At 63.4% G+C, this 20,691-nt stretch carries 20 protein-coding genes and 1 riboswitch; of the genes, 4 read left to right on the forward strand and 16 right to left on the reverse strand.

Annotated features, from left to right (window positions below):
• Positions 1-12: 12 nt before the first annotated feature.
• Positions 13-417, reverse strand: coding sequence for a MerR family transcriptional regulator (locus tag ASG57_RS11870; protein WP_057196331.1), 405 nt, complete (start codon positions 415-417; stop codon positions 13-15).
• A 66-nt stretch (positions 418-483) separates the two neighbouring features.
• Between ASG57_RS11870 and ASG57_RS11875 the strand changes: the two genes are divergently transcribed.
• The gene (locus ASG57_RS11875) at positions 484-2,616 is read left to right on the forward strand and encodes a heavy metal translocating P-type ATPase (protein WP_057196332.1); all 2,133 of its coding nucleotides are present in this window, start codon (positions 484-486) and stop codon (positions 2,614-2,616) included.
• A gap of 84 nt (positions 2,617-2,700) precedes the next feature.
• Here ASG57_RS11875 and ASG57_RS11880 read toward each other — a convergent pair whose 3' ends face one another.
• The 9 genes from ASG57_RS11880 to metE all read right to left on the reverse strand — a co-directional run bounded on the left by ASG57_RS11880 (position 2,701) and on the right by metE (position 11,289).
• Complete coding sequence (locus ASG57_RS11880; RefSeq protein WP_230646658.1) at positions 2,701-3,927, reverse strand: MFS transporter; 1,227 nt, start codon at positions 3,925-3,927, stop codon at positions 2,701-2,703.
• A 17-nt stretch (positions 3,928-3,944) separates the two neighbouring features.
• Positions 3,945-5,339, reverse strand: a complete 1,395-nt coding sequence (locus tag ASG57_RS11885; protein WP_057196333.1) for an NAD(P)-binding protein — start codon at positions 5,337-5,339, stop codon at positions 3,945-3,947.
• A gap of 48 nt (positions 5,340-5,387) precedes the next feature.
• A complete protein-coding gene (locus ASG57_RS11890) occupies positions 5,388-5,708 on the reverse strand; it encodes an ArsR/SmtB family transcription factor (RefSeq protein WP_057196334.1) in 321 nt (106 codons plus the stop codon).
• A gap of 59 nt (positions 5,709-5,767) precedes the next feature.
• Complete coding sequence (gene arsB / locus ASG57_RS11895) at positions 5,768-6,832, reverse strand: ACR3 family arsenite efflux transporter (protein WP_057196335.1); 1,065 nt, start codon at positions 6,830-6,832, stop codon at positions 5,768-5,770.
• 9 nt (positions 6,833-6,841) lie between these two features.
• Positions 6,842-7,267 (reverse strand): arsenate reductase (glutaredoxin), encoded by a 426-nt coding sequence (gene arsC / locus ASG57_RS11900; protein ID WP_057196336.1) that lies wholly within the window; start codon positions 7,265-7,267, stop codon positions 6,842-6,844.
• An 8-nt stretch (positions 7,268-7,275) separates the two neighbouring features.
• The gene (locus tag ASG57_RS11905) at positions 7,276-7,803 is read right to left on the reverse strand and encodes an arsenate reductase ArsC (protein WP_057196337.1); all 528 of its coding nucleotides are present in this window, start codon (positions 7,801-7,803) and stop codon (positions 7,276-7,278) included.
• A complete protein-coding gene (locus ASG57_RS11910) occupies positions 7,796-8,167 on the reverse strand; it encodes an ArsR/SmtB family transcription factor (protein WP_057196338.1) in 372 nt (123 codons plus the stop codon). The genes ASG57_RS11905 and ASG57_RS11910 overlap by 8 nt, the downstream gene beginning before the upstream one ends.
• A 159-nt stretch (positions 8,168-8,326) precedes the next feature.
• Positions 8,327-8,554: a tyrosine-type recombinase/integrase gene (locus ASG57_RS39960; RefSeq protein WP_082528927.1), complete on the reverse strand. Its 228-nt coding sequence runs from the start codon at positions 8,552-8,554 to the stop codon at positions 8,327-8,329.
• Positions 8,555-8,955: 401 nt separating this feature from the next.
• A complete protein-coding gene (gene metE / locus ASG57_RS11915; RefSeq protein WP_057196339.1) occupies positions 8,956-11,289 on the reverse strand; it encodes a 5-methyltetrahydropteroyltriglutamate--homocysteine S-methyltransferase in 2,334 nt (777 codons plus the stop codon).
• 139 nt (positions 11,290-11,428) lie between these two features.
• Between metE and ASG57_RS11920 the strand changes: the two genes are divergently transcribed.
• Positions 11,429-12,319 carry a LysR family transcriptional regulator gene (locus ASG57_RS11920; protein WP_057196340.1) on the forward strand — a complete coding sequence of 297 codons (891 nt, stop codon included), beginning with the start codon at positions 11,429-11,431 and terminating at the stop codon, positions 12,317-12,319.
• Between the two features lie 40 nt (positions 12,320-12,359).
• Here the strand turns inward: ASG57_RS11920 and ASG57_RS11925 are convergent, their stop codons facing one another.
• The 6 genes from ASG57_RS11925 to ASG57_RS11950 are packed head-to-tail and all read right to left on the reverse strand — an operon-like array spanning position 12,360 to position 18,201.
• Positions 12,360-13,022, reverse strand: a complete 663-nt coding sequence (locus ASG57_RS11925; RefSeq protein WP_057196341.1) for an epoxyqueuosine reductase QueH — start codon at positions 13,020-13,022, stop codon at positions 12,360-12,362.
• A gap of 28 nt (positions 13,023-13,050) precedes the next feature.
• Positions 13,051-14,115, reverse strand: a complete 1,065-nt coding sequence (locus ASG57_RS11930) for a Rieske 2Fe-2S domain-containing protein (protein ID WP_057196342.1) — start codon at positions 14,113-14,115, stop codon at positions 13,051-13,053.
• On the reverse strand, positions 14,105-15,016 hold the full coding sequence (gene prpB / locus ASG57_RS11935) for a methylisocitrate lyase (protein WP_057196343.1): 912 nt from the start codon (positions 15,014-15,016) through the stop codon (positions 14,105-14,107). The genes ASG57_RS11930 and prpB overlap by 11 nt, the downstream gene beginning before the upstream one ends.
• Before the next feature lie 11 nt (positions 15,017-15,027).
• Complete coding sequence (gene prpC, locus ASG57_RS11940; RefSeq protein WP_057196344.1) at positions 15,028-16,209, reverse strand: bifunctional 2-methylcitrate synthase/citrate synthase; 1,182 nt, start codon at positions 16,207-16,209, stop codon at positions 15,028-15,030.
• Positions 16,210-16,219: 10 nt separating this feature from the next.
• On the reverse strand, positions 16,220-17,776 hold the full coding sequence (locus tag ASG57_RS11945; RefSeq protein ID WP_057196345.1) for an MmgE/PrpD family protein: 1,557 nt from the start codon (positions 17,774-17,776) through the stop codon (positions 16,220-16,222).
• Positions 17,773-18,201 carry an acyl-CoA thioesterase gene (locus ASG57_RS11950; RefSeq protein WP_057196346.1) on the reverse strand — a complete coding sequence of 143 codons (429 nt, stop codon included), beginning with the start codon at positions 18,199-18,201 and terminating at the stop codon, positions 17,773-17,775. Before ASG57_RS11950 ends, ASG57_RS11945 begins: the two co-directional genes overlap by 4 nt.
• 145 nt (positions 18,202-18,346) lie before the next feature.
• On the opposite strand from ASG57_RS11950, the gene ASG57_RS11955 reads away from it, so the two are divergent.
• Positions 18,347-19,771: a short-chain fatty acyl-CoA regulator family protein gene (locus tag ASG57_RS11955; RefSeq protein WP_057196347.1), complete on the forward strand. Its 1,425-nt coding sequence runs from the start codon at positions 18,347-18,349 to the stop codon at positions 19,769-19,771.
• 61 nt (positions 19,772-19,832) lie between these two features.
• Positions 19,833-20,381, forward strand: coding sequence for a hypothetical protein (locus ASG57_RS11960; RefSeq protein WP_057196348.1), 549 nt, complete (start codon positions 19,833-19,835; stop codon positions 20,379-20,381).
• A 19-nt stretch (positions 20,382-20,400) separates the two neighbouring features.
• A riboswitch (cobalamin riboswitch) is annotated at positions 20,401-20,618 on the forward strand.
• Positions 20,619-20,691 lie beyond the last annotated feature (73 nt).

Here is a 20,691-nt window from a genome sequence, read left to right on the forward strand (position 1 = left end):
GTCACAAAGGACCTAGCGAGGGGAAAGCGATTCAATGATGCGGCAATCGGCGACGACCCCGCAGCCGCACTGATCAATCATTCGATCGAGTTCCTTCTTAAGCGAACGCAAGTCGGCGATCTTGCGCACGACTTCGGCGCGATGTTCCTTGGCGATCGCGTCGATCGCCACACAGGACTGGTTGCGATCATCCGACAGCGTGAGCAGTGCGCGAATCTGATCCAGCGAGAAGCCGAGATCGCGCGCCCTGCGAATGAAACTCAGCCGGTTAAAATGCCCCCTGTCGTAGGAGCGGTAGTTCCCGCTGGTCCGAGCCGGAGCGGGCAACAGTCCGGATTTCTCGTAAAATCGAACTGTCTCAACCTTGGTGCCGGTTTCGCGAGCCAATTGTCCGATCGTCAGAATTTTCTCGTCCATCGCTTGAGCCTGTAGTGACTACAGGGAATAGGTAAGGCGTCACTTCATCAGAGTCGAGGTGACACGATGGCTGCCGCGAGCCCGCTCAAGCTGCAGATCGAAGGCATGGACTGCGCAGCCTGCGCGCTGAAAATCGAGGCCGCGATGGAGCGGCTGCCCGGCGTCAGCGACATCAATGTCAGCTACGCGGCCGGAACGCTGGCGCTGAACGTCGATCAGGACAGAACTTCTCAACGCACGATCGAGGAGAAGATCAGGACGCTGGGCTACCAGCCGGCCGGCTCGGCGCCGGGAACCCAAACCGCTCTGCCGACAAAGCGCGCAAGGGACCCTTGGTGGCGGGGAATGAAGGCGCGGCTGGTGTTCATGACCGGCGCGCTGTTCGCCACCGCCTTCGTCGCGAGCTTCTTCCTGCCCGCGTGGGATACATGGCTCTACGCGGGCGCGGCGCTGGTCAGCGTCGTGCCCTTTGCCCGCCGTGCGGTTGCCGGGGCGTTGGAAGGCTCGCCTTTTTCCATCGAGACGCTGATGACGGTCGCAGCGCTCGGTGCCGTCGCGATCGGTGAGACCGAAGAGGCCGCGGTGGTCATCTTCCTGTTCGCCGTCGGCGAGCTTCTGGAGACGGTCGCGGCCGGGCGGGCGCGCGCCGGCATCGAGGCGCTGATCGACCTTGTTCCCCGCACCGCGTTCCGGCTCGACCCGTTGGGCCAGACCGAAAGCGTGCCCGTGGAGGCGCTTGCGATCGACGATCGCGTCGTGGTGCGGCCGGGCGACCGGGTACCATCCGACGGCGTGGTCGAGGACGGCTCGTCGGAGGTCAACGAAGCCCCGGTGACGGGCGAATCCGTGCCGATCCTGAAGGAGCCGGGCGCCAAGGTCTTTGCCGGCTCGATCAACGCCAATGGCGAGCTGCGGGTCAGGATCACCCGTGTCGCGGCCGACAACACGATCGCGCGCATCATCCACATGGTCGAGGAGGCGCAGGAATCGAAGGCGCCAACCGCGCGCATGATCGACCGCTTCTCGAAATACTACACGCCGGGCGCGATGATCGTAGCGGCGCTCATCATCGTCGTTCCGCCGCTGGCCTTCGGCGCCGACTGGATGACATGGATCTATCGCGGTCTCGCCACGCTGCTGATCGCCTGTCCCTGCGCGCTGGTCATCTCCACGCCCGCGGCGATCGCATCCGGCCTTGCCGCAGGCGCGCGTCAGGGTCTGCTCATTAAGGGCGGCGCGGCGCTTGAGACGCTCGGCAAGGTCGTGACCGTCGCCTTCGACAAGACCGGCACGCTGACGCGCGGCCATCCCAAGGTGACGGACGTGATCGCGCTGTCCGGGTCGGAGGACGACGTACTCGCCAGGGCAGCGGCCGTCGAGCGCAATGTCAGCCATCCGCTCGGTATCGCGATTGTCGAAGCCGCGCAGGAGCGCGCGCTGGAGCTTCCGCAGGTCTTCGGCGGCGGCATTGCCGTGCCCGGCAAGGCGGTAACGGCGCGGCTCAAGTCCGGCTTTGCCTCGGTCGGCTCGCCGCGCCATGCCGCCGAAGGAACCGAAATACCGGCCGATGTGCGCGACCGCATCCTTGCGCTTGAAGCCAAGGGCAAGACGGTTGTCGTGCTGATGACAGGCAAGGCCATCGAAGGACTGATCGCGCTGCGCGACGAACCGCGCGACGATGCCGCTGAAGGCATTCGGCGACTGAAGGAACGCGGCGTCAGGGTGCTGATGCTGTCGGGCGACAATCAGCGCACCGCAAGCGCTATTGCATCAAGCCTCGGCCTCGAAGCCAAGGGCGAGCTTCTTCCCGATGCCAAGCTCGCCGAGATCGGCCGACTGAAGGAATCCGGACCTGTCGCGATGGTCGGTGACGGGATCAACGACGCCCCAGCACTCGCGGCGGCCTCTGTCGGCGTGTCGATGGGCGGGGGCACCGATGTGGCGCTGGAAACCGCCGATGCGGCCCTGCTCAGGGACCGCGTAGAGGGTGTCGCCGGCCTCGTCGCGCTCTCTCAGGCGACGCTCGGCAACATCCGGCAAAACATAACCATCGCACTCGGCCTGAAGGCCGTGTTCCTCGTCACCACGCTGTTCGGCGTGACGACGCTTTGGATGGCGATTCTGGCCGACACCGGCGCGACCGTTCTCGTCACCGCCAACGCGCTGCGGCTCCTGGCCTATGGCTCTTCGAAGCAATGAAGCGTCGTCAGAGAAACGACGCCGGCGGCGCTTGCCATTCCCATCTTAATTGCGATGCGTCTGTAGCGACCAGCATAATGCTTCTTACAGGTCCTTGCTCCCGTACCGGTCGTGGCTGAGGCGCGCGTAGAGCGAAGCAACAAGCGCGACGTTGGCAAGCGCGATGGTGAAGAGGATAGCGAGGGTTGCGTCTGCTCCAAAGCTGTCGATCAGCACTGCGCCCAAAGAAGGAGATGCGGCCTGCATGATGAGGCTCGGCATTGCGATGCGGCCCATGATCGAAGCGTAACGGTCTCCTCCGAAGACGGCGAGCGGCAGCGTGCCTCGCGCGATCGACTCGATGCCGATGCCCGTACCATAGAAGATGAGTGCGGCCGCAACGACTGGAATGCCCACCCAGAGAAGCCCAATGCCGGCCGCCACGAACACCGTCGATGCGAACTTGGTCCAGATCGGATGATGAAACCGGCTGATCGTCATCTCGATCGCGCGCGCCCCGACCTGCGAGGGCCCGACGATCGCACCGAGCGCGACGGCCGCCGCAAGAGCGATGTCACGGGCCTGAAGGATCATCAGCAAATGCACGGAGAGCAATGCGGAGATCATCGAGCTGATGGTGATGGTGAGCGTAATCAGGACGAACAGGGACGTCGACCCCGCCGGCCGCGGGTGAGCAACAGCATCGCCATCATGGTCGCCAACCTTTGCGCTCCGGATCAACTCGCGCTTCGGCTCCCTCGGCATTGCAAAGATATAGAGCGGCAGGAGCACGGCGAGATGGATGCCCGCATAGATCAGGCAGGCATTGCGCCAGCCGAACTGCGATACGAACAGGGCTGACAGCGGCCAGCAAACAGTGCTGGCAAAGCCGCCAAACAGGGTCAGCGTTGTGATCGCCGTTCGCGCCCGCTCTCCATACAGGCGGCCCAAGGTCGCGAACGCGGCGTCGTAGAGGCCGGCGCCCATTCCGATGCCGAGCAGGAGCCACGAGAAGATGTAGGCCGGCAGATTGGGCGAGAGCGCGAGACCCGTCAGTCCCAGCGCGAGAAACACAGCGCTGGTCGCAAGTACAGCGCGCCCGCCAAGCCGCTGGATACTGTCCCCGACGCGCGGCGACACGATCCCGGCGACCAGGAGGCCGAGAGAGAGCCCGCCGACGATCCATGCCAGCGACCAGCCGGTATCGGCCGCGATCGGCTGCGCCAGCACCGCCAGCAGATAGTAGGAAGAGCCCCACGCCAGAATCTGTGTCACACCGAGGACGGGAATGACCACAAGAAGCCTTGGCGGCCGATAGGTCGAGGTAAGCACCTCCGCCACAGGGACGCTTACGCGGCAACGCCGCAGCCGCATCCCTTCTTGCCCTCGTCCTTCGCCACGGCGTCGGCAACGCAACAGGCGTCGGCCCTGTCCGGTGCGGGCCCGCCGCAGCATGCGGCCGCCGCGCTGCCCTCCACGGAGAAGGACGTGTTGCAAACGCCCGTCTCGGGAAGCACGAGTTGGACATTGTCGGCGGCCGCCATGTCGCCGGCGAGCGCGGCGGCGACGGAGCGCACCTGCTCGTAGCCCGTCAGCAGCAGGAAGGTCGGCGCGCGGCCGTAGCTCTTGATGCCGACGGTGTAGAAGCCTCGCTCGACATGGGCGAGTTCGCGATGCCCGTGCGGCGGGACCGATCCGCAGGAATGCTCATTCGGGTCGATCAGCGGGCCGAGCGCCTTGGTGCTTTCGAGCAATGGATCGAGATCGAGCCGCAGTTCGCGCGTCAGCGAGAGGTCTGGACGCTGGCCTGTCGCAGCAATGATCCGATTGACCGGGCCGATGCTGCGCGGACCCGCCGCCGTCTCGCCGTCGATCATGATCCGGCCGTCTGCCTCGCGGATGCGGATGATCGTGAAACCCGCAAAGAGCGACACGCGGCCGTTCTCCACCAATGCCCGTGTCTGCGCCCCAAGCTCGCCGCGCGCCGGCAACTGGTCAGCATCGCCGCCGCCATAGATGCGCGCGAGGTTGGTGCTGCGTGTCGACCAGATTGCCGTCGTAGCCGGGTCAGCGTCCGACAACCGCGCGAGATCGAGCAGCGCGTTGGCCGCAGAATGACCGGCCCCGACCACCAATGTCGTCTGCCCGGCATAGAGGCGCCGGTCCCGGCCGAGCACGTCGGGGATGCCATAGGCAATGCGATCCGCAAACGTGGCCTCGCCGTCGGCGGGCACGCCGCTTGCGCCGAGCGGGTTCGGAGTTGCCCATGTGCCGGAGGCGTCGATCACCGCGCGGGCAAGATCGCGCCGCATGCCGGCTGCCGTCTCTACCGCCAGCACGAAAGGCCGCTCTTCGCGGCTGTGGCTGACGACCTTATCAATGCCGAGCCGCGAGATTGCGACAACGCGCGCGCCGGTCTCGATGATGTCGGCAAGCGCGGGTGTTGCCGCAAGCGGTTCGAGATAGTCGCGCACGATCTCGCCGCCGGTCGGAAACGCATCGGCGGAGGGCTGCTTCCACCCCTGGCGTTCCAGGAGAGCGACAGATGCCGCATCCACACAATAGCGCCACGGCGTGAACACGCGGACATGTTCCCAGTCGCGAATATTGGCGCCGACGGTGGCGCCGGCTTCGTAGAGCCTCACCGGCACGCCTCGCTCGACCAGATGGGCCGCGGCGGCAAGACCGACGGGACCGCCGCCGATGACGGCCACGGGAAGCGTCGCTTGGGAGGGATGCTGCATATTCTATCCTTCCGGGATTACCGAAATAATGCACAAAACGAGAGGCCGTCAGACGACCGCTTCCTCCTCGCTCGCAACGCAGCCGGCATCGGCGCAGCATTCGTCGGCGAGGAAGCCGATGAGGCCGTTCATCGCCGGGTAGCTGGCGCGGCAGATCAACGTGGTGGCCTGACGTTCCTGCGTCACAAGTCCCGTCGCGACCAGCCGCTGCAAGTGATGGGAGAGCGTCGATGCCGGAATGCCGAGCTTCGTTTGCAGGCGACCGACCGGCAGCCCGTTATTCCCGGCCCGGACGAGGGCTCGATAGACTCGAAGACGGGTCGGGTTGCCGATCGCTTCGAGCTGTTTTGCTGCTCTTTCGAGATTCATGGAAATAAGCTAACCCGCCTATCCTTGCGAGGTCAACAGTTATTTCCATGATAGTCGAATTAGTGCCCTGGACCAGTCTCTTCCGCGATCCGCTCGCCAGCGCGTCCGCCCTCATACCAGCCCTTGGAGCGGTTCACGATCCAGACGACGGAGAGCATCACCGGCACCTCGATCAGCACCCCGACGACGGTGGCGAGCGCGGCGCCCGATTGAAAGCCGAACAGGCTGATGGCGGCGGCGACCGCCAACTCGAAGAAGTTGGAGGCTCCGATCAAGGCAGATGGGCCGGCAACGCAATGTTGCTCACCCGAGATGCGGTTGAGCAGGTAAGCGAGCCCGGAGTTGAAATAGACCTGGATCAGGATCGGCACCGCCAGCAGCGCGATGATGAGCGGCTGCGCCAGAATCTGTTCGCCCTGAAAGCCGAACAGAAGAACGAGGGTGGCGAGAAGTGCGACCAGTGACAGCGGCTGGAGCCGGTCCAGAAACCGCTTCAAGGCCGGCTCGCCGCCTGTCGCAAGCAATCGGCGCCGCAGCAGTTGCGCGGCGATCACCGGCACGACGATGTAGAGCGCGACGGAGAGAACCAGCGTATCCCACGGCACGATGATGGACGAGAGGCCGAGCAGCAAGCCGACGATCGGCGCGAAGGCGAACACCATGATCGTGTCATTGAGCGCGACCTGGCTCAACGTGAAATGCGGCTCCCCCTTGGTGAGATTCGACCAGACGAACACCATCGCGGTGCAGGGTGCGGCTGCGAGGATGATGAGACCGGCGATATAGCTGTCGATCTGGTCGGCCGGCAGGTAGGGCCGGAACAGATAGCCGATGAACAGCCAACCGAGCGCCGCCATCGAGAACGGCTTCACGGCCCAGTTGACGAACAGCGTCACGCTGATGCCGCGCCAGTGTTCCCTGACCTGACCGAGTGCGGCGAAGTCGATCTTCACCAGCATCGGCACGATCATCAGCCAGATCAGCGCCGCAACCGGCAGGTTGACCTTGGCAATCTCGGCAGCGCCGATGGCGTGGAACACGCCCGGCATAAAGTGGCCGAGCGCAATGCCGGCCACGATGCACAGCGCGACCCACAGGGTGAGGTAACGTTCAAAGGTGGACATGCTCGTTCCTCACGCCGTCGCCACGCGACGGCCGTGTTCGTCCACCACGCGCTCGCCGTCTTCCTTGATGAACTCACCTTGCTGCGGCGGTATGAGCGCGAGCACTTCTTCGGAAGGCCGGCAGAGCTTCACGCCCTGCGGGCTCACGACGATCGGGCGGTTGATGAGGATGGAATGCGCCATCATGGCGTCGAGAAGCTGATCGTCGGTCAGCTTTGCATTGCCAAGGTCCAACTCCGCATAGGGCGTGCCCTTCTCGCGCAACAGGGCGCGGACGGAGATGTCCATGCGCGCGATGAGCTGCTTGAGCAGCGCCCGTGTGGGCGGCGTCTTCAAATACTCGATGACATGCGGCTCGATGCCGGCATTGCGGATCATCGCCAGCGTGTTGCGCGACGTGCCGCAATCGGGGTTGTGATAGATGATGACGTCCATGACCGCCCTCATGCCGCGCTCGGACGTGGCTTGGTCGCGCCCTGCAACTGGCCGATCTCGACGAGCTTGGAGCCGAGCGTCATGCGGTCGAGGCTGGCGATCGGCAGCGCCGCAAAGACGGAAATCCGGTTTTTGAGATAGCGGAAGGCGGCTACGAAAGCGGCCTCCTTCTGGATGTCCGGTCCCTCGACCGCGGCGGGGTCCTCGATTCCCCAATGCGCCGTCATGGGCTGGCCCGGCCAGACCGGACAGGATTCGCCGGCGGCGTTGTCGCAGACGGTGAACACGAAATCCATCACCGGCGCATCGGGCCTGGCGAACTCTTCCCAGCTCTTCGACCGGAAACCCTCGGCCGGATAGTCGAAGCTGCGCAGCACCTTCAGCGCGAAGGCATTGACGACGCCCTTTGGCTGGCTGCCGGCGGAGAATGCGCGGAAGCGCCCGCTGCCGTCCTTGGTAAGCACGCTCTCGGCCAGGATCGAACGGGCGGAATTGCCGGTACAGAGGAAGAGCACATTATAGATTCGGTTAGTCACAGACGGTCTCCTTGGCAGCACTCTTATTTGGCGGACAGCAGGGAGCGAGGTCTGCGATCAGCGGAGCACAGATCTCCGGACGGCCGCCGCAGCAATCCTTGACCAGAAACCCGGTAAGCGTACGCACGGCATCGAGCTTCGCGCGGTAGATGATCGAGCGGCTTTGGCGTTCGGCCTCGATCAATCCGGCGCGGGTGAGGATCGCCAGATGCGTGGACATGGTGTTGTGCGGCGCGGCCATATGCCGGGCGATCTCCCCGGCAGGCAGTCCGTCAGGTTCGTGCTCCATGAGGAGCCGGAAGACGTTGAGGCGGGTCGGCTGGGCGAGCGCCGCAAAGGCGAGGATGGCTTGCTCTGATTCCATGTGTCGAGACTAATCGACATATTAGCGGGAGTCCAGCCCGATGGGAAGGTCTTCCGTATGTTCGCCGTCGGGTCGAGGTGCGCCGAGCCAGATCATTCAATCGGCCCGGCCGCAGCACCAAGCAGGCGTCAGAGGTCATTCACGAAGGCGAGCAATTTGTCATCCGCCTTGAGGCGGCCTGCCCACTGACCGTCCATGGGATCCACGCGCGCCAACGGCTTCCCTGAGCGCGAGATGGGCATGTAGGTATCGTTGCATTGACCGGGTCGATTCGTGACCAAGCCGCAGCGAGATCACGGGCGTATCGACGCCAGCGTGCAGTAGCTCCATCGCAGCGGTATGCCTCAGGACAGAGGTGAAACCCGCTTCGTGCGTAACGAGCCACACCGTTCTCTCGCATCGCTGAGCAGTTCGACGAGAGCCTGCGTGACGACAATCACGGGAAGCATCGGAACGGCAAGGCCGAGCGGTAGAACGAAGAGCGAATTGCGTATCGCCGCGATGAACGCGATGGCTTTCGTTCCTGCGCCAGACAGCCTGAACAACTGGCCGACGAGGAGCTCGCTATCGGAGCCACTGCGGCGAACGCGATGTGGGGCTCGTGTGAGAACGCGACAACAAAAGCAATAGACAATCTTGCGGAGAGCTGGATCTGAACGCATTCAGCCGATCAGGCCCAGCATCTCCGATACATCTATTACTTTGCGGGAGTGGCAAGCGGTGCTCAACAGCGTCGACGGGCTGAATGAGATCCGATGCGCGCGGCATGCAAACTGGCATGATCCTGACTAGTGCGAGAGTCGAATCTGCCGCGCCGCATCGACCATGTTCACCAACGCCGGGCGCACCTCTTCCCATTTGCGGGTTTTGAGGCCGCAATCGGGATTGATCCAGAGCTGGCTATCAGCAAGTCGCTGCCGCGCGAGCTTCATGAGGTTCGTCATCTCCTCGACTTCCGGCACCCGTGGCGAGTGGATATCATACACGCCGGGCCCGATTTCGTTCGGATATTTGTAGTTCCGGAACGCATCGAGCAATTCCATCTTGGAGCGCGACGTCTCGATCGAGATGACATCGGCGTCCATTGCCGCGATTGCATCGATGATATCGTTGAATTCAGAGTAGCACATATGCGTGTGAATCTGCGTGGCGTCCGCGACGCCCGTCGAGCACAAGCGGAAGCTCTCGACCGCCCATTCAAGATAGCTTTTCCATTCCGAACGGCGCAGCGGCAGGCCCTCGCGCAAGGCCGCTTCGTCGATCTGGATCATGGCCGCGCCCGCGCTTTCGAGATCCGCGACCTCATCGCGGATCGCAAGCGCGATCTGTCGGCAGGCAAGACTGCGCGGCACGTCATCGCGCACGAAGGACCAGTTGAGGATGGTCACCGGACCGGTGAGCATGCCCTTCATCGGCTTCTTCGTCTCGGACTGCGCGTATTTCCACCAAGCGACGGTCATGGGCTTCGGTCGTGAGACGTCGCCGAACAGGATCGGCGGGCGGACGCAGCGCGACCCGTAGCTCTGCACCCACGCATGCTTGGTGAAAGCGAAGCCGGAAAGCTGCTCGCCAAAATACTGCACCATGTCGTTGCGCTCGAACTCGCCATGCACCAGCACGTCGAGGCCGATCTCTTCCTGCCAGCGGATGACGCACGTGGTTTCCTCGCGCAGGAACTTTTCGTATTCCGCATCGCTCATCGCGCCCTTGGCATGCGCCGCGCGCGCCTTGCGGACTTCGGCGGTCTGCGGGAACGAACCTATCGTCGTCGTCGGAAAAGCCGGAAGCTCGAAGCGCTCGCGCTGCACCTTGGCCCGATCGGTAAAGCCGCTTTTGCGCTTCGCCATGGCGGGCGTGATCGCGGCCATTCGCGCTGCGACCTTGGGATCATGCACCTTCGCCGAAGCCTTGCGCGCTGCCGCGGCCTTGGCCGAAGCATCGAGCGCTGCGCTAACCGACGCACGGCCCTTGGCCAGCGCTGCACCGAGTGTCGCCAGCTCAGCCATTTTCTGGACCGAGAACGCGAGCCAGCTCTTTACTTCTTCATCGAGATCGGTTTCGAGCGAAACGTCGATCGGCACATGGAGAAGCGAGCAGGATGGCGCGATCTGCACATGATCCGTGCCGCGCTTGGCCACCACGGGCTCCAACCGGTCGAGCAGCGCCGGAAGGTTGGCGCGCCAGATATTGCGGCCGTCGATGACGCCGAGCGAGAGGACAAGACCTTCCGGCGCCTTCGCAGCGATGGCCTCAAGCTGCTCCGGGGCCCGGATGAGATCGAGGTGAAACCCTGCCACCGGAAGCGACAGCGCGGTGTCAAGATTGTCGCCGAGCCCTCCGAAATACGTCGTGAGCATGATCTTGAGATTCGGCAGCGCGTGCGCGATCTGGCCATAGGCTGCACGCAGGGCAGCGCGGGTGGCGTCGTCGAGATCGAGAACGAGGCATGGCTCATCGAGTTGCACCCATTCGGCGCCGTTCGCCGCAAGACGGCGCAGCATATCGATATAGACCGGAAGCAAGCCCGGCAGCAGTGACAGGGCATCGAAACCCGCGTCCTTGCTTTTGCCCAGCTTCAGATAGGTGACGGGGCCGAGCAGCACGGGACGGGTCTGGTAGCCGAGGGCCTTGGCTTCACGGTATTCATCAACGGCCTTCAGCGAGGACAATTCGAAGCGCTGGTCCTTGCTGAATTCCGGCACCATGTAGTGGTAGTTCGTGTCGAACCACTTGGTCATCTCCTGCGCGGGCGCGCCGTGCGCGTGCCCCTCGCCGTGATGGCCATGCGCACAGGCTTCATCGTGCTGCTCGCCTTGCGAGCCGCGCGCCATCGCAAAATAGGTGTCCAGCGGCACCGGACCGCCTTTCCAACCGTAGATGCTCGGGATAGCGCCGACCATCACGCTGATGTCGAGGACATGATCGTAAAATGAGAAGTCGTTGGACGGAATGACGTCGAGTCCGGCCTCCTTCTGCAATGCCCAATGGCGCTCGCGCAGTTCGCGACCTGCTGCCAGCAACTGCTCGGCCGACCATTCGCCTTTCCAATAATTTTCCGTGGCTTTCTTGAGCTCTCGCCGGGCTCCGATTCTGGGAAATCCGAGATTCGCGATCCGCACCATTGTCGTTCTCCGTGCTGCGCCGGCGCGGGCTGAAAAAGTTGGGAGCGCGGCGTGGGCAAATTGGGCAACGACCCATAGCGGTCTTTTCCTATGACAAAAAATGTCTTGTTTTCACAGATCAATGACATAACGTCATGGAATGTTGGACCTTCAGCATTTGGCCATCGTCCGTGAGGTCGATCGGTGCGGCAGTCTCACGGCCGCTGCTGAAAAGCTGTGTCTCAGCCAATCGGCGGTGAGCCATGCCATCCGGCGCTTTGAAGAGCGCTTCGGCGTCGCGCTGTGGGAGAAGGAGGGGCGCGGAATCCGTTTGACCCAGGCCGGCGGCTATATCCTGGCGCTCGCGGGCCGCGTGTTGCCGCAGATAGATCATGCTGAGCGCGTCTTACAGGAGTTCGCGCAAGGTCATCGCGGAGCGCTGCGCGTCGGGATGGAATGTCATCCGTGTCAGCAGTGGTTGACGCGCGTCGTCGATCCCTATTTGCGACGCTGGACGCGCGTGGATCTTGATGTGACGACGGCGTTTCGCTTTGGCGGAATTGCAGCGTTACTGGGCCACGAAATCGATTTGTTGATCACGCCCGATCCCATTGAGCGACCCAATCTGAATTACGTGCCGGTTTTCGATTACGAGATCGTCCTCGCCGTCGCTGCAGATCATCCGCTGGCCGCGAAATCCGTGGCAACACCCTCTGATCTCAGCTCCGAGACGCTGATAACTTATCCGGTGGCGCCGGAGCGCCTCGACGTCTTCACCCGTTTCCTGGTTCCGGCAGGCTGTTTACCGCAACGGCATCGAACGGTCGAAACCTCGGACCTCATGCTCCAGATGGTTGCGACCGGACGCGGCGTGAGCGCGATCCCTGATTGGCTGCTGCATGAATTGCCAGCCGGCGAGAGGCTGCATGCGCTTCGGTTTGGAGAGAGCGGCATAGCCAAAAGCATCCACATCGGAATGCGCAGTGGCGATGAGACTGTCGACTACATTCAAGGCTTTCTCGACATTGCCAAATCAACGGCGCGGGTCTGAACTGCAGACGATCAAGCAGTACGTCGCAGTAGTCTGGTTTTCAGGATTCGACTGTATCGTTTGAGCGACCGTAGTACTGCGTGCCGATTTCAATCGGCGGGCGCCCCTGTTCGCGCCGGTGCTGGTTGGTGTCGCGCAGCGAATAGACGCAGCCGCAGTACTCCTGCTGATAGAATTCCTCGCGCTTGCTGATTTCGATCATGCGCTGCGCGCCGCCGCCCTTGCGCCAGTTGAAATCCCAATAGCTCAAATCCTCGTAGCGCCCCGCCGCGCGCTGGCCGCAATCGTTGATCTGCGCCATGTTTTTCCAGCGCGAGATGCCGAGCGAGGATGTCATCACCGGGAAACCGTTCTCATGGGCGTAGAGCGCGGTTCGCTCGAAACGCATATCGAAGCACATCGTACAGCGCGCCCCGCGCTCGGGCTCCCACTCCATTCCCTTGGCGCGCGCGAACCAGTTGTCCTTATCATAATCGGCGTCAATGAAGGCGACACCGTGCTTTTCGGCGAAGCGCACGTTCTCATCCTTGCGGAGAAGATACTCTTTCTGCGGATGGATGTTCGGGTTGTAGAAGAAGATCGTGTAATCGATCGCGGAAGCGAGCATCGCCTCCATCACTTCGCCGGAACACGGCGCGCAGCAGGAATGAAGGAGGACGCGGCGGTGGCCGCCCGGCGGCTGGAGTTTCGATCGTTCGGTCATATCCAAAGCGTCCTAAGCCGAGGCGGCATCAGCTCGTTTCATGGGCTGGCGGCCGTCCATTGGCAGCGAGCAGCTTTCGCAGCTCGCGTATAGGCGGAAACACCTCCTGATTCCAGTCGCCGCCCTGGCTGTCATAGGCGGCCTGTTCCATCTCGACGATCGCGCAGTCCTCCGCGAAGACCCGGTTGGTGAACCACGCCAGCACCGGCCACGCGACATCGAGAAGGCCGGGTATTTTGGGCCGGCGCACCGACAAGAGGATGAATGTGCGGTTCGACCGTTGCGCGGCGTCAACCGGCGTGTAGCCGAGCCAGACATGCAGCACGGGTTTGTCGCCTGCCGTCCAGAAACGGAGCGTTTGATAAGGATATTCAGTCCGGACCGTCATCAGGTCGCGGGAGTCGGCCGAGGCGCTGCGGAAGCTGCCGACGATGACTGTCTCGCCAAGCGGCGGCTTCTCATCCGGGCGGCGGAAGCTGAAATCGACCTCGAACCAGTCGGGGCCCGCGCGCCGTCCGCGATAGCGCGGCGCGACCTTGCCCGTCGTCCTTCGGTGCAGGAACTGATGGTTCATGTCCATCAGATTTTCGTGCATGAAGCTGTAGTGACAACGTACAATCTTGCCAAAGCGCCGGGTCTTATATGCGCGGTCCGCGGAGGCGCCGATCGTGCCGGGCGGAGCTTTCGGAGATCCCGCGCCCGGCCACACAAAAATCAGTCCGTTGCCCTCATGACATGGATAAGACCGTACGCCATTGGGCAGCTTGTCCTTGCCGAGATAGGGCACGTCGACGCATCGGCCGGACGCATCGTAGCTCCAGCCGTGATAGCAGCAGCGCACGGTGCAATCGTTGACGACGCCCTTGGACAGTGGCACCTGGCGATGGGCGCAACGGTCTTCGAGCGCAAAGACGGACCCCGCAGACGGGCGCACCAGCACGATCGGCTCGCCTGCGAAGCTGGTAGCGAAGGTCTTGCCCGGTTTGACCTCGCGCGACCATGCGACGGGATACCAATGATCGGGATGCGCCCCGATGGCGCGAAGATCGCCCGGCGCATCGGGCGCTGGCTCTTGTCCTGTATTACGCAGCATCCGGAACGATGGTTTGCACGATCGAAGCGTCGAGCGCTTCGAAATCTTTCAGGCCAATGAATTCATAAAGCTCGGCGCGGGTTTGCATATCGCCGAGCATCGTCTTGGCGCTGCCGTCCCGGCGCAGCGTGGCGTAAAGCTTCTGTTGCGCCTTGTTGGCCACGCGCAAGGATGACACCGGCCAGATCACCATGCGGTAGCCCATGGATTCAAATTCGCTCGCGGTGAAGAACGGCGTCTTGCCGAACTCAGTCATGTTGGCAAGCAGCGGCACGCCTGGCATCCGCGCAGCAAACTCCTTGAACATCTCGGCCGTCGTGAGCGCTTCCGGGAAGATCGCATCGGCTCCCGCTTCCATGTAGAGCTTCGCGCGCGCAACCGCGCCGTCCACGCCCTCGCTTGCCGCCGCGTCGGTTCGGGCGATCAGATAAAGATGCCGCCGTGCTTTTGCCGCCGCCGCGACCTTGGCCGCCATGTCATGGGTATCGGCGAGCTTCTTGTCGTTGAGATGGCCGCATTTCTTCGGCAGGAGCTGGTCCTCGATATGGACGGCCGCCGCGCCCGCATCTTCAAACGTGCGGACCATGTGCATGACGTTGAGCGCCTCGCCATAGCCGGTGTCGCCATCGACCAGCACCGGAAGGCCGCTTGCGCGTGCGACCTGCCGGATGAAGAAAGCAACCTCATCGACGGTGATGATGCCAAGGTCCGGCAGGCCCATCGAGGCGGTCATCGCCGCGCCTGAAAGATAGAGCGCTTCGAAACCCGCCGCTTTCGCTTGAAGCGCGGCCATGCCGTTATGCGTGCCGGGTATCTGAAGAATACCTGCGCGCTCCATGCGGGTGCGAAAGCGCTGCCCGGCAGCCTCCGCCGGCAGATCGGCGGCGATGAGATACGGCATTACGGTTCCTTTCAGGCGGCGCGCTTGGAGGGCGCCACGCCGCGTTTCTCGATCGGCACGAACTCAAGGTTCTCCGGGCCGACATAGTTGGCGGTCGGGCGGATGATCTTGTTGTCCTGGCGCTGCTCGATCACATGCGCGCTCCAGCCCGAGGTGCGGGCGATGACGAACAGCGGCGTGAACATCGCCGTCGGTACGCCCAGCATGTGGTAGGACACGGCGCTGAACCAGTCGAGATTGGCGAACATCTTCTTGCTTTCGGCCATCACCGCCTCGATCCGGTCCGCGATCTCGAACATCTTCATGCTGCCGACTTCCACCGAAAGATTTCGTGCGACCTCCTTGATGATGCGGTTGCGCGGATCGGCGACGGTATAAACGGGATGTCCGAAGCCGATCACGATCTCTTTGGCCGCGACGCGGCGGCGGATATCGGCTTCGGCTTCATCGGCACCCGCGTATCGCTTCTGCACCTCGAAGGCGACCTCATTCGCGCCGCCATGCTTGGGGCCGCGCAGCGCGCCAATCGCGCCCGCGATGGCCGAATAAATATCGGCGCCGGTGCCTGCGATGCAGCGCGCGGTGAAGGTCGAGGCGTTGAACTCATGCTCGGCATAGAGATTGAGCGAGGTATGCATCGCCCGCACATGCGGCTCGCTCGGCGCGGTGCCGTGAAGGAGATGCAGGAAATGCCCGCCGATGCTGTCATCGTCAGTCTCGACCTCGATGCGGCGGCCGTTATGGGCGAAGTGATGCCAGTAAAGCAGCATCGAACCGAGCGAAGCCATCAGGCGATCGGCGATATCGCGCGCGCCGGCATGGTTGTGGTCATGCGCTTCCGGCAACACGCAGCCGAGCGTGGATACACCGGAACGCATGACATCCATCGGATGCGCCGCCGCAGGCAGGGCTTCCAAGGTGGCGCGCACGGCAGCCGGCAAGCCGCGCAGGCTCTTGAGCTTTGCCTTATAGGCGCTGAGTTCAGCCGCCGTCGGCAGCGTGCCATGCACGAGGAGATGCGCGATTTCTTCGAAAGTGCAGGTCTCGGCAACATCGAGAATGTCATAGCCGCGGTAGTGCAGGTCGTTGCCGGTACGGCCAACCGTGCAAAGCGCGGTGTTCCCGGCGACGATGCCGGAGAGCGCCACCGACTTCTTGGGCGGCGCGTTGGTGCGGGTCAGTTGTTCAGCCATGGTACCCCCCTTATTCGCCGACGACCGAAAGGCCGCGCGTTGCGCCGCCGTGCTCATCGCGCCAGTCGAAAATCCCCGTCGCCTTGGTCGAGCCAAGCAGCGACGGCTCGACCGTGAAGGTCAGCCCCGCAAGATCGTCAGCTTTCAGTTTCGGCAGCCGCTCGATCAGGCCAAGGAAACGATCCTGTTCGTGCGGCGTGACGATGCCTTCCGCGAGCGTGCGGAATTTGGCGATGTATTGTTCGCGGCCAAAGGGACGCGCGCCGAGCGGATGCGCATCGGCCACCGCGATCTCGTCGGTGATGACCGAACCGTCGTTGAGCGTGACGACCACCTTGCCGCCGAACGCCTTCTCCTTGGGATCGTGGCTGTGATAGCGCCGTGTCCATTCGGGATCTTCGACGGTCGAAACCTTGTGCCAGAGCGCGACGGTGCCGGGGCGCTGTGCGCGCTCCGAAGCATACGAGCGCTCGTGATGCCAGCCGCCATCCTCGAGCGCGACGGCGAAGATGTACATGATGGAATGATCGAGCGTTTCGCGGCTCGCCTTAGGGTCCATCTTCTGCGGATCGTTCGCCCCGGTGCCGATCACATAATGGGTGTGATGGCTTGTGTGGATGACGATGCTTTTCACCCTGGATAGGTCGCCGACCTTGGGCCCCATCCGCCGCGCGAGGTCGATCAGCGCCTGGCTCTGGTATTCGGCCGAATGCTCCTTGGTGTAGGTGTCGAGGATCGCGCGCTTGGGCTCGCCCTTCTCCGGCAGCGGCACCTGATATTCCACCTTGGGACCGCCAAGCAGATAGGCGATGAATCCGTCTTCACCTTCCCAGGCGGGCGACGGCGCGCCTTCGCCGCGCATGACGCGATCGACTGCCTCGATTGCCATCTTGCCTGCAAAGGCGGGCGCATAGGCTTTCCAGCTTGAGATTTGGCCCTTGCGCGACTGGCGCGTCGTCGTCGTGACATGCAGCGCCTGCTGCACGGCCTGATAGATCGTCTCGGTTGGCAAGTTCAGAAGCGTTCCGATGCCCGCGGCCGCCGAAGGCCCGAGATGCGCGATATGATCGATCTTATGTTCGTGGAGGCAGATGCCCGTCACGAGATCGACCTGGATTTCATAGCCGGTCGCAAGGCCGCGCAGAAGCGCCGCGCCATCAAGGCCGCAATGCTGCGCAACCGCCAGCACGGGCGGGATGTTGTCGCCGGGATGCGAATAATCCGCCGCGAGATACGTGTCGTGAAAATCAAGCTCGCGCACGGCAACGCCGTTGGCCCAGGCCGCCCATTCCGGCGAAAGCCGCCGGTGCTGTGACAGGCCGAATACCGTGGCGCCCGGTTTGAACGGATGCGCGTTCGCCTGCGCGCGTGCGCTTGCCACCGGCCGCCGCGACAGGGATGCCGCCGCCACCGCCGCATTGTCGATAAGGCGGTTGCCGATCATCTCGATCACAGCCGGGCTGACGGGAACAGGATCGGCCGCGACCTCGGCGATCTTCCAGGCGAGTTGCGCTGCCCGCGGCAGGTTGTCGGCGGATTTATGCGTGCGGACGGAATGCAGCTTCACGACGGGATTTCCTCCGGGGTGGGAATGGACGGCCACGGCAAGACGGGCACGGGATTGCCCGTGCCGTTCACCGCGACCATTTCGAACGAGCCGCGGAGCGCAAGGCGCCGCTTGCCTGTAGTGAGTTCTTCCGAGATGGCATCGACCGCGACGGTCATGGACGAACGCCCGACACGCGTGACGCGCGCGGTCAGTTCGATGAGCTCGCCGACGCGCACCGGAACGTGGAATTCGACTTTCTCGGAGCGCGCCATGACGACGGGCACCCGCGCGCGGCGCGTCGCCGCGACAAAGGCCGCCTTGCCCATGAGGCTGAGGGCGTTTCCGCCGAACAGCGTGCCGTAATGGTTCGCCTGTTCGGGGAAGATCATCTCGACGAAGCGCGTTTCGCTGGTCGGAGGTGTGTCCGGCGCGAGGGCCGTCATGCTGATGTGCTCCCGCTGGCCGCTTGCGTTCGCGACCGTCCTTCGCAATATTTGCAAGGCGGACACAGCGTAAAGGGCTGAAGTTGCGGAGTTTTGCGAAGCAGTTCCGACAGATTTGCAAAGTCTGCGAAGGTATGGAGCTCCGATGAAGAAAGCCTTCATGGGCGTGCGGCTGAAGCGCCTGCGCGAGGAACGGGGGATGACGCAGCAGGCGCTGGCCTCCGCCATCGGCCTGTCGCTGAGCTATCTGAACCAGATCGAGAACAACCAGCGGCCCCTTACGGTGCCGGTGCTGCTGAAGCTCAATGCCGCATTCGGCATCGACGTGCAGCTCTTCTCGGAAGACGACGAGGCGCGGCTGATCGGCGATCTCAAGGAGGCGCTGTCCGATCCGGTCATCGGCGAAGCGATCGTCACCGCCGAATTGCGGGCGCTTGCTTCCAACATGCCAGCCGTGGGCCGCGCCTTCGTGTCGCTCCATCGGCGTTATCGCCGCGCGATCGAACAATCGGCGGCGCTCGCGGTCCGGCTCGGCGATGACCGGCAGGACCGTGCCGTCTCGGCGGTATCGACGCCGTTCGAGGAAGTGCGCGACTTCTTCTATGCGCGACACAATTACATCGCCGAGCTGGATGAAGAAGCCGAGCGCATCGCGCGCGAAGAAAATCTTCCGCCCGGCAACATGGCCGCCGCGTTGATGGCGCGGCTATCCACGCGCCATGGCGTCCGTGTGCTGGTCGCGGCCTCCGAAGATGGATCGCAGGACGCACAGCGAAGGTTCGATCAAAGCGCGGGCGTGTTGCGTCTTTCACGGCGCCTGCGCTCCGGCCAGCAAGCCTTCCAGATGGCAACGCAGCTAGCCTTCCTCGAACAGAGCGAAACCATCAATGCCATCGTGGCCGCGGGGTCTTTTGCCGATGATGAATCCCGCCGCCTCGCGCGCATCGGCCTTGCCAATTATTTCGCGGGGGCGCTGCTGTTGCCGTACTCGGCCTTCCGCGACATGGCGGAAGCATGCCGCTACGACATCGATCTTCTCGGCCAGACTTTCGGTGTCGGGTTCGAGACGGCGTGCCACCGGCTCAGCACGCTTCAGCGGCCCGGCGCACGCGGCGTCCCGTTTTTCTTCATCCGCGTCGATCGCGCGGGCAACATCTCCAAGCGCCAGTCGGCGACCGATTTTCACTTCTCGCGCATCGGCGGCACCTGCCCGCTCTGGAACGTCTATGAAGCCTTCGCGCAGCCGGACCGCATCCTGACGCAGCTCGCCCGCATGCCAGACGAGCGCACCTATCTCTGGGTGGCGCGCGCCGTCTCGCACGGCCAGGGCGGGTATCATGCGCCGCGCAAGACCTTCGCCATTGCGCTCGGCTGCGATCTCCAGCATGCGGGCCGTCTCGTCTATTCGGACGGCCTCGATCTCACCAACCCCATGGCCGCGACGCCTATCGGCGCGGGTTGCCGGATTTGCGAAAGGACCAATTGCCCACAGCGCGCCTTTCCGCCGGTGGGCCGCCACCTTCACGCCGATGAAAACCGCAGCGCCTTTGCACCCTACGCCGCGAGTTGACCCGGATGACGCCCGGCGGGAGAGTGCGCGCCCTCATGAATGAAGCTGCTGGAAGAACCGCGTGAGCGTCGCCGCCCTGCATAGCCGCTATGTCACCATCGATGATGGCGCGGCCGGAATTGTATTGAGCTTCACGCCGCCGCGCGAATTGACGCTTGGCTCCGCGCGCCGCGCGCGGGAAGCCCGCCGCCGGGTTGCGGGCCTGCTGCGACGGCACCGGCTCAAGGTATCGGCGAAGGAAGAAGGCATCCGGACCACGATCCCGCCGCAGGCCACTATCGATCTCGTTGATCTTCTGTCCGCCATCGATGAAGCACTGGATGCCTTCCGGCAGGAGCGTCTTTATCCAAAGGTCGTTGAGGAGATTCTGGAGATCACACCGCGCGAGCGGCGGCGCTGGACAAAGGACGGACGGCTTCCCAAGTCAGGCACAGGCTCCTTCCGCCGTGGCCAGCAGTCGATCCATTTTGCGCTGCATCCGCCCCAGGAAATCGCGCGCCTGTCGAATAACCCTGGGATCATCGTGGCTTGGCGGAAAGCCGATGCGCAGGGTTCCGGAGCGGCTGTGAATTATGAGAATTCAGTGACGACGGTCGAAACGATTTATTGACACCGAGTCGTATAAAACTACTAGATATGGTGGTCACGGTTCTCCCGAGTCGCAATATCGGGAGCTAAGAGGGAAGCCGGTGCGCCTATGTTTTGGGCAAAGCCGGTGCTGCCCCCGCAACTGTAAGCGGAGAGCTGAAGTCCACGTTTTACGTCACTGGAATCGCACGATTTCGGGAAGACCGGACGGATGCTAAGACCCGCGAGCCAGGAGACCTGCCGCGACACCAGAAACGTCCCTGGGCGGGGTGTCCCGGTGGTCGCGTGGCAGGTTGCGGCATCCGCCGCTCCTCTTCCTGCATGCGCCTCCG

The organism is Bradyrhizobium sp. Leaf396, from assembly GCF_001424605.1.
GTDB classification, from domain to species: domain Bacteria; phylum Pseudomonadota; class Alphaproteobacteria; order Rhizobiales; family Xanthobacteraceae; genus Bradyrhizobium; species Bradyrhizobium japonicum_C.

What these genes read in the sequence shown, in the direction of transcription:
- ASG57_RS11870 (WP_057196331.1), bottom strand. Translation starts at nt 417, where the DNA reads ATGGACGAGAAAATTCTGACGATCGGACAATTGGCTCGCGAAACCGGC.
- ASG57_RS11910 (WP_057196338.1), bottom strand. Translation starts at nt 8,167, where the DNA reads ATGGAATCAGAGCAAGCCATCCTCGCCTTTGCGGCGCTCGCCCAGCCG.
- ASG57_RS11920 (WP_057196340.1), top strand. Translation starts at nt 11,429, where the DNA reads ATGTTGGACCTTCAGCATTTGGCCATCGTCCGTGAGGTCGATCGGTGC.
- ASG57_RS11955 (WP_057196347.1), top strand. Translation starts at nt 18,347, where the DNA reads ATGAAGAAAGCCTTCATGGGCGTGCGGCTGAAGCGCCTGCGCGAGGAA.
- arsC (WP_057196336.1), bottom strand. Translation starts at nt 7,267, where the DNA reads ATGGACGTCATCATCTATCACAACCCCGATTGCGGCACGTCGCGCAAC.
- ASG57_RS11885 (WP_057196333.1), bottom strand. Translation starts at nt 5,339, where the DNA reads ATGCAGCATCCCTCCCAAGCGACGCTTCCCGTGGCCGTCATCGGCGGC.
- ASG57_RS11930 (WP_057196342.1), bottom strand. Translation starts at nt 14,115, where the DNA reads ATGCTGCGTAATACAGGACAAGAGCCAGCGCCCGATGCGCCGGGCGAT.
- arsB (WP_057196335.1), bottom strand. Translation starts at nt 6,832, where the DNA reads ATGTCCACCTTTGAACGTTACCTCACCCTGTGGGTCGCGCTGTGCATC.
- prpC (WP_057196344.1), bottom strand. Translation starts at nt 16,209, where the DNA reads ATGGCTGAACAACTGACCCGCACCAACGCGCCGCCCAAGAAGTCGGTG.
- ASG57_RS11950 (WP_057196346.1), bottom strand. Translation starts at nt 18,201, where the DNA reads ATGACGGCCCTCGCGCCGGACACACCTCCGACCAGCGAAACGCGCTTC.
- ASG57_RS11925 (WP_057196341.1), bottom strand. Translation starts at nt 13,022, where the DNA reads ATGACCGAACGATCGAAACTCCAGCCGCCGGGCGGCCACCGCCGCGTC.
- prpB (WP_057196343.1), bottom strand. Translation starts at nt 15,016, where the DNA reads ATGCCGTATCTCATCGCCGCCGATCTGCCGGCGGAGGCTGCCGGGCAG.
- ASG57_RS11875 (WP_057196332.1), top strand. Translation starts at nt 484, where the DNA reads ATGGCTGCCGCGAGCCCGCTCAAGCTGCAGATCGAAGGCATGGACTGC.
- ASG57_RS11890 (WP_057196334.1), bottom strand. Translation starts at nt 5,708, where the DNA reads ATGAATCTCGAAAGAGCAGCAAAACAGCTCGAAGCGATCGGCAACCCG.
- metE (WP_057196339.1), bottom strand. Translation starts at nt 11,289, where the DNA reads ATGGTGCGGATCGCGAATCTCGGATTTCCCAGAATCGGAGCCCGGCGA.